This is a genomic window from Stenotrophomonas sp. 05L414_2 (assembly GCF_056397905.1).
Genome location: NZ_JBFTOJ010000250.1, coordinates 1 through 4,156 on the forward strand (window position 1 = coordinate 1; position 4,156 = coordinate 4,156).

The following is a 4,156-nucleotide window of genomic DNA, read 5'->3' on the forward strand; positions in this document are numbered from 1 at the left end:
CGCGAATCCATCGGCGGCGATGTCCGCTTCACCTTCAACGTCGGCAGCCTGCCGTTCGACAACGTGCAGATGGGCGAGAGCATCGCCATCAACGGCGTCTGCCTCACCGTCATCGCGTTCGACGCCGGCAGCTTCCAGGCCGATGCGTCCACCGAGACCCTGGGCCTGACCACGCTCGGCCAACTGGCCGAAGGTGCGGTCATCAACCTCGAACGTGCCATGCGCCCGACCGACCGCCTTGGCGGCCATCTGGTCAGCGGCCACGTCGACGGCCTCGGCCAGGTCCTGTCCATCCATGAAGATGCGCGTGCCCAGCGCTGGCGTTTCGCCGCGCCGGCCGCCCTGCGCCGCTACATCGCCAAGAAGGGCTCGATCTGCGTGGACGGCGTCAGCCTCACCGTGAACGAAGTGGACGAGGAAGGCTTTGAAGTGGCGCTGATCCCGCACACCGTGGYCAATACCGCGTTCTCCGCCACCGGCGTGGGCAGCGCGGTGAACCTGGAAATCGACCTGGTCGCTCGTTATGTCGAGCGGTTGCTGGGTGAAGGAGCCCGCGCATGAACTTCGCCCCCATTCCCGACATCCTGGAAGACATCCGCCTCGGCCGCATGGTCGTCATCGTCGATGACGAAGACCGCGAGAACGAAGGCGACCTGATCATGGCCGCCGAGCTGGTCAAGGCCAGCGACATCAACTTCATGGTCACCCATGGCCGCGGCCTGGTGTGCCTGCCGCTCACCCGCACCCGCGCCGCCGACCTCGGCCTGGCGCCGATGGTGCAGGCCAATACCGCGCAGTTCCAGACCAACTTCACCGTCAGCATCGAAGCGGCCGAGGGCGTGACCACCGGCATCTCGGCACACGACCGCGCGCACACCATCCGCACCGCGGTGAAGCCCAATGYCAAGCCGTCGGACCTGCACCAGCCGGGCCACATCTTCCCGCTGATTGCCCAGCCCGGTGGCGTGCTGACCCGCGCCGGCCACACCGAAGCCGGCGTCGACCTGGCCATGCTGGCCGGGCTGGAACCGGCCGGTGTGCTGGTGGAGATCCTCAACCCGGACGGCAGCATGGCGCGCCGCCCGGAGCTGGAAGTGTTCGCCCGCGAGCACGGCCTGAAGATGGGCTCCATCGCCGACCTGATCGCCTATCGCCTGGCCACCGAAAAGACCGTCGAGCGCGTGGACGAGCGTGATATCGACACCGAGTTCGGCCCGTTCAAGCTGGTCACCTACCGCGACCGCATCGCCCACGACCTGCATTTCGCCCTGGTCCGCGGCACCCCGGATGCGGACACGCCCACCCTGGTGCGCGTGCAGGTGGAAAACCCGCTGGCCGACCTGCTGCACTGGCGCCGCGATGACTTCGGCGTGGCGGCCACCGATGCCCTGCGCGCGATCGCCGCGGAAGGCAGTGGCGTGATGGTGGTGCTGTCGGCCCCGCGCGACGGCGAAGCGCTGTTGGCCCGCCTGCGCCAGCAGCCGGCGCCGGTGGTGCCGGGCAAGGACAAGGATGTGGGCCAGTGGCGCCGCAACGGTGCCGGTGCGCAGATCCTGTCCGACCTGGGCCTGGGCAAGCTGCGCGTGCTGGGCACGCCCCGCCGCCAGATCGGACTGGCCGGGTACGGCCTTGAAGTGGTGGAGACGGTCACCCCGTAACCCGCTCGGTGTGCCGACCAACGGTCGGCACCCACAAAGGGGCGGCCCACTGCAGCTGGTGGGTGCCGACCGTTGGCCGGCACGCCCCGGGCCCCCGCCAGCCACGGCCGGGGCCCATCCACGGTAGAATTACCCCTTAATCGAATCCCAAGCCGCATATGAGCCACTACGAAGGCGATCTTCGCACTCCCGAATCGGCGCGCTTCGCCATCCTGGCCAGCCGCTGGAACGCCCGCATCACCGATGTGCTGGTTGCTGGCGCCCGCCAGAGCCTGGCCGGCAACGGCATTGCCGAAGCCAACATCGACGTGATCCGCGTGCCGGGTGCCTGGGAGCTGCCGCTGGTCGCCGCGCGCCTGGCCGCCGCCCATGAACACGCCGCCATCCTCACCCTGGGCTGCGTGATCCGTGGCGACACCCGTCACTACGAACACGTGGCCGACCGCTGTGCCGAAGGCCTGATGCGCGTGCAGCTGGACTTCGGCGTGCCGGTGCTGAACGGCGTGCTGGCCGTGGAACGCGTGGAAGATGCCGAGGCCCGCGCAGGCGGCAGCCACGGCAACAAGGGCGAGGAAGTCGCGCTCGCCGCATTGGAAATGGTCAACCTTCTGGAGCAGCTGCCATGAACAAGAACACCCAGGGCAAGCCCTCCGGTAAACCCGTCCGCCGCGATGGCATCGATCCGGTGCTGCGCTCGCGCGCGCGCCGTCGTGCCGTGCAGGCCATCTATGCCTGGCAGATCTCCGGCGGCAACGGCCAGTCGCTGATCGCCCAGTTCGCCCACGAACAGGCCCGCGAAATCGCCGACCTGGCGTACTTCGAAGCGCTGGTGCATGGCGTGCTCGACAACCGTCGCGACATCGACGAAGCCTTCGGCCCGTACCTGGACCGTGGCATCGACGAAGTGGACGCGATCGAACGCGCCGTGCTGCGCCTGGCCGGTTACGAACTGCGTTACCGCTTGGACGTGCCGTACCGCGTGGTGATCAACGAAGCCATCGAATCGGCCAAGCGCTTCGGTTCCGAACATGGCCACACCTACGTCAACGGCGTGCTGGATCGTGCCGCCGTGGAATGGCGCAAGGTCGAATCGGGTCACTGACCCACCTGTGGTAATGCCGGCCGCTGGCCGGCAACTGCAGGGATTCTGAGGTTGCCGGCCTGCGGCCGGCACTACCGCCCACCGCGCACGGCGCGGCACGTACAAACGCGGGAGCGCCCCATGTCCCTGGCCGAATTCGCCCTCATCGACCGCATCCGCGCCCGCACCGTCGAGCGCGACGACATCGTGCTCGGCATCGGCGATGACGCCGCGCTGCTGCAGCCGCGCCCGAACGAGCAACTGGTGGTCACCGCCGACACGCTCAACAGCGGCGTGCATTTCCCGGCCGAGACCCCGGCGTTCGACATCGGCTGGAAGACGCTGGCCGTCAACCTGTCCGACCTCGCCGCGATGGGCGCGCGCCCGGCCTGGTGCACGCTGGCGCTGTCGCTGCCCGAGGCCAGCGAAGACTGGATCGATGCCTTCGCCGATGGTTTCTTCGCCCTGGCCGACCAGCACGACATCGCCCTGATCGGCGGTGACACCACGCGTGGCCCGCTGTCGCTGTCGGTGACCGCGATGGGCCAGGTATCCCGCGGCCAGGCCCTGCGTCGTGATCGCGCACAGATTGGCGATGACATCTGGGTCAGCGGCACCCTCGGCGATGCTGCCGGTGCGCTGCGCCTGTGGCAGCAGGGCGCATTGAACGTCACCGCCGCCACCCTGCTGGCTGACTACGAAACCCTGCGCCTGCGCCTGCTGCGTCCCACCCCGCGCGTCACCCTGGGCCTGCGCCTGCGTGCATTCGCGCATGCCGCCGTGGACATCTCCGATGGCCTGCTGGCCGACCTGGGCCACATCGCCGCACGCAGCGGCGTACGCGCCGAAGTCGACGCCGATGCATTGCCGATGTCGTCGGCACTGCGCGAACTGCTCGGCCGCGATGGCGCCCGTGACTGCGCGCTGCACGGCGGCGACGATTACGAACTGTGCTTCACCGCCGCCGCCGACCAGCGCGACGCGCTGCACTACGTCGCCGAATCGCTGGACGTGCCGATTACCCGCATCGGCCGCATCATGGAAGGGCAGGGCGTGCACACCGAAGGCCACGACGGCCCGAGCGGATACGAGCATTTCGCCTGACACATGAGAACGCCGGGCATGGCCCGGCGCTACCGTGTTGCTCTGGTAGGTGCCAACCTTGGTTGGCACGGATGTGTCAGGGTTGCGCGCCAATGCTGCGTCGACCAAGGTCGACGCCTACCAGAACGCCGGGGATGGCCCGGCGCTACCGCGCTGCTCTAGCGGGTGCCAACCTTGGTTGGCACGGATGTGTCAGGGTTGCGCGCCAATGCTGCGTCGACCAAGGTCGATGCCTACCAGAACGCCGGGCATGGCCCGGCGCTACCGCGCTGCTCTAGCGGGTGCCAACCTTGGTTGGCACGGATGTGTCAGG

5 protein-coding genes are annotated in these 4,156 nt (G+C 68.5%); all 5 read left to right on the forward strand.

The genetic code is table 11. The features are described from left to right. A partial coding sequence (locus AC1DJN_RS20975; RefSeq protein ID WP_478040078.1) for a riboflavin synthase occupies positions 1-561 on the forward strand: 561 nt, incomplete at its 5' end. Beyond that, a complete protein-coding gene (gene ribB, locus AC1DJN_RS20980) occupies positions 558-1,658 on the forward strand; it encodes a 3,4-dihydroxy-2-butanone-4-phosphate synthase (RefSeq protein ID WP_478040080.1) in 1,101 nt (366 codons plus the stop codon). The genes AC1DJN_RS20975 and ribB, both read left to right, overlap by 4 nt. Before the next feature lie 158 nt (positions 1,659-1,816). Continuing rightward, complete coding sequence (gene ribH, locus AC1DJN_RS20985; RefSeq protein WP_025876639.1) at positions 1,817-2,284, forward strand: 6,7-dimethyl-8-ribityllumazine synthase; 468 nt, start codon at positions 1,817-1,819, stop codon at positions 2,282-2,284. Further along, positions 2,281-2,760: a transcription antitermination factor NusB gene (gene nusB, locus AC1DJN_RS20990; RefSeq protein ID WP_025876637.1), complete on the forward strand. Its 480-nt coding sequence runs from the start codon at positions 2,281-2,283 to the stop codon at positions 2,758-2,760. Before ribH ends, nusB begins: the two co-directional genes overlap by 4 nt. A 120-nt stretch (positions 2,761-2,880) precedes the next feature. Further along, positions 2,881-3,843 (forward strand): thiamine-phosphate kinase, encoded by a 963-nt coding sequence (gene thiL, locus AC1DJN_RS20995; protein ID WP_051562411.1) that lies wholly within the window; start codon positions 2,881-2,883, stop codon positions 3,841-3,843. Positions 3,844-4,156: the final 313 nt, after the last annotated feature.

What these genes read in the sequence shown, in the direction of transcription:
- ribH (WP_025876639.1), top strand. Translation starts at nt 1,817, where the DNA reads ATGAGCCACTACGAAGGCGATCTTCGCACTCCCGAATCGGCGCGCTTC.
- nusB (WP_025876637.1), top strand. Translation starts at nt 2,281, where the DNA reads ATGAACAAGAACACCCAGGGCAAGCCCTCCGGTAAACCCGTCCGCCGC.
- thiL (WP_051562411.1), top strand. Translation starts at nt 2,881, where the DNA reads ATGTCCCTGGCCGAATTCGCCCTCATCGACCGCATCCGCGCCCGCACC.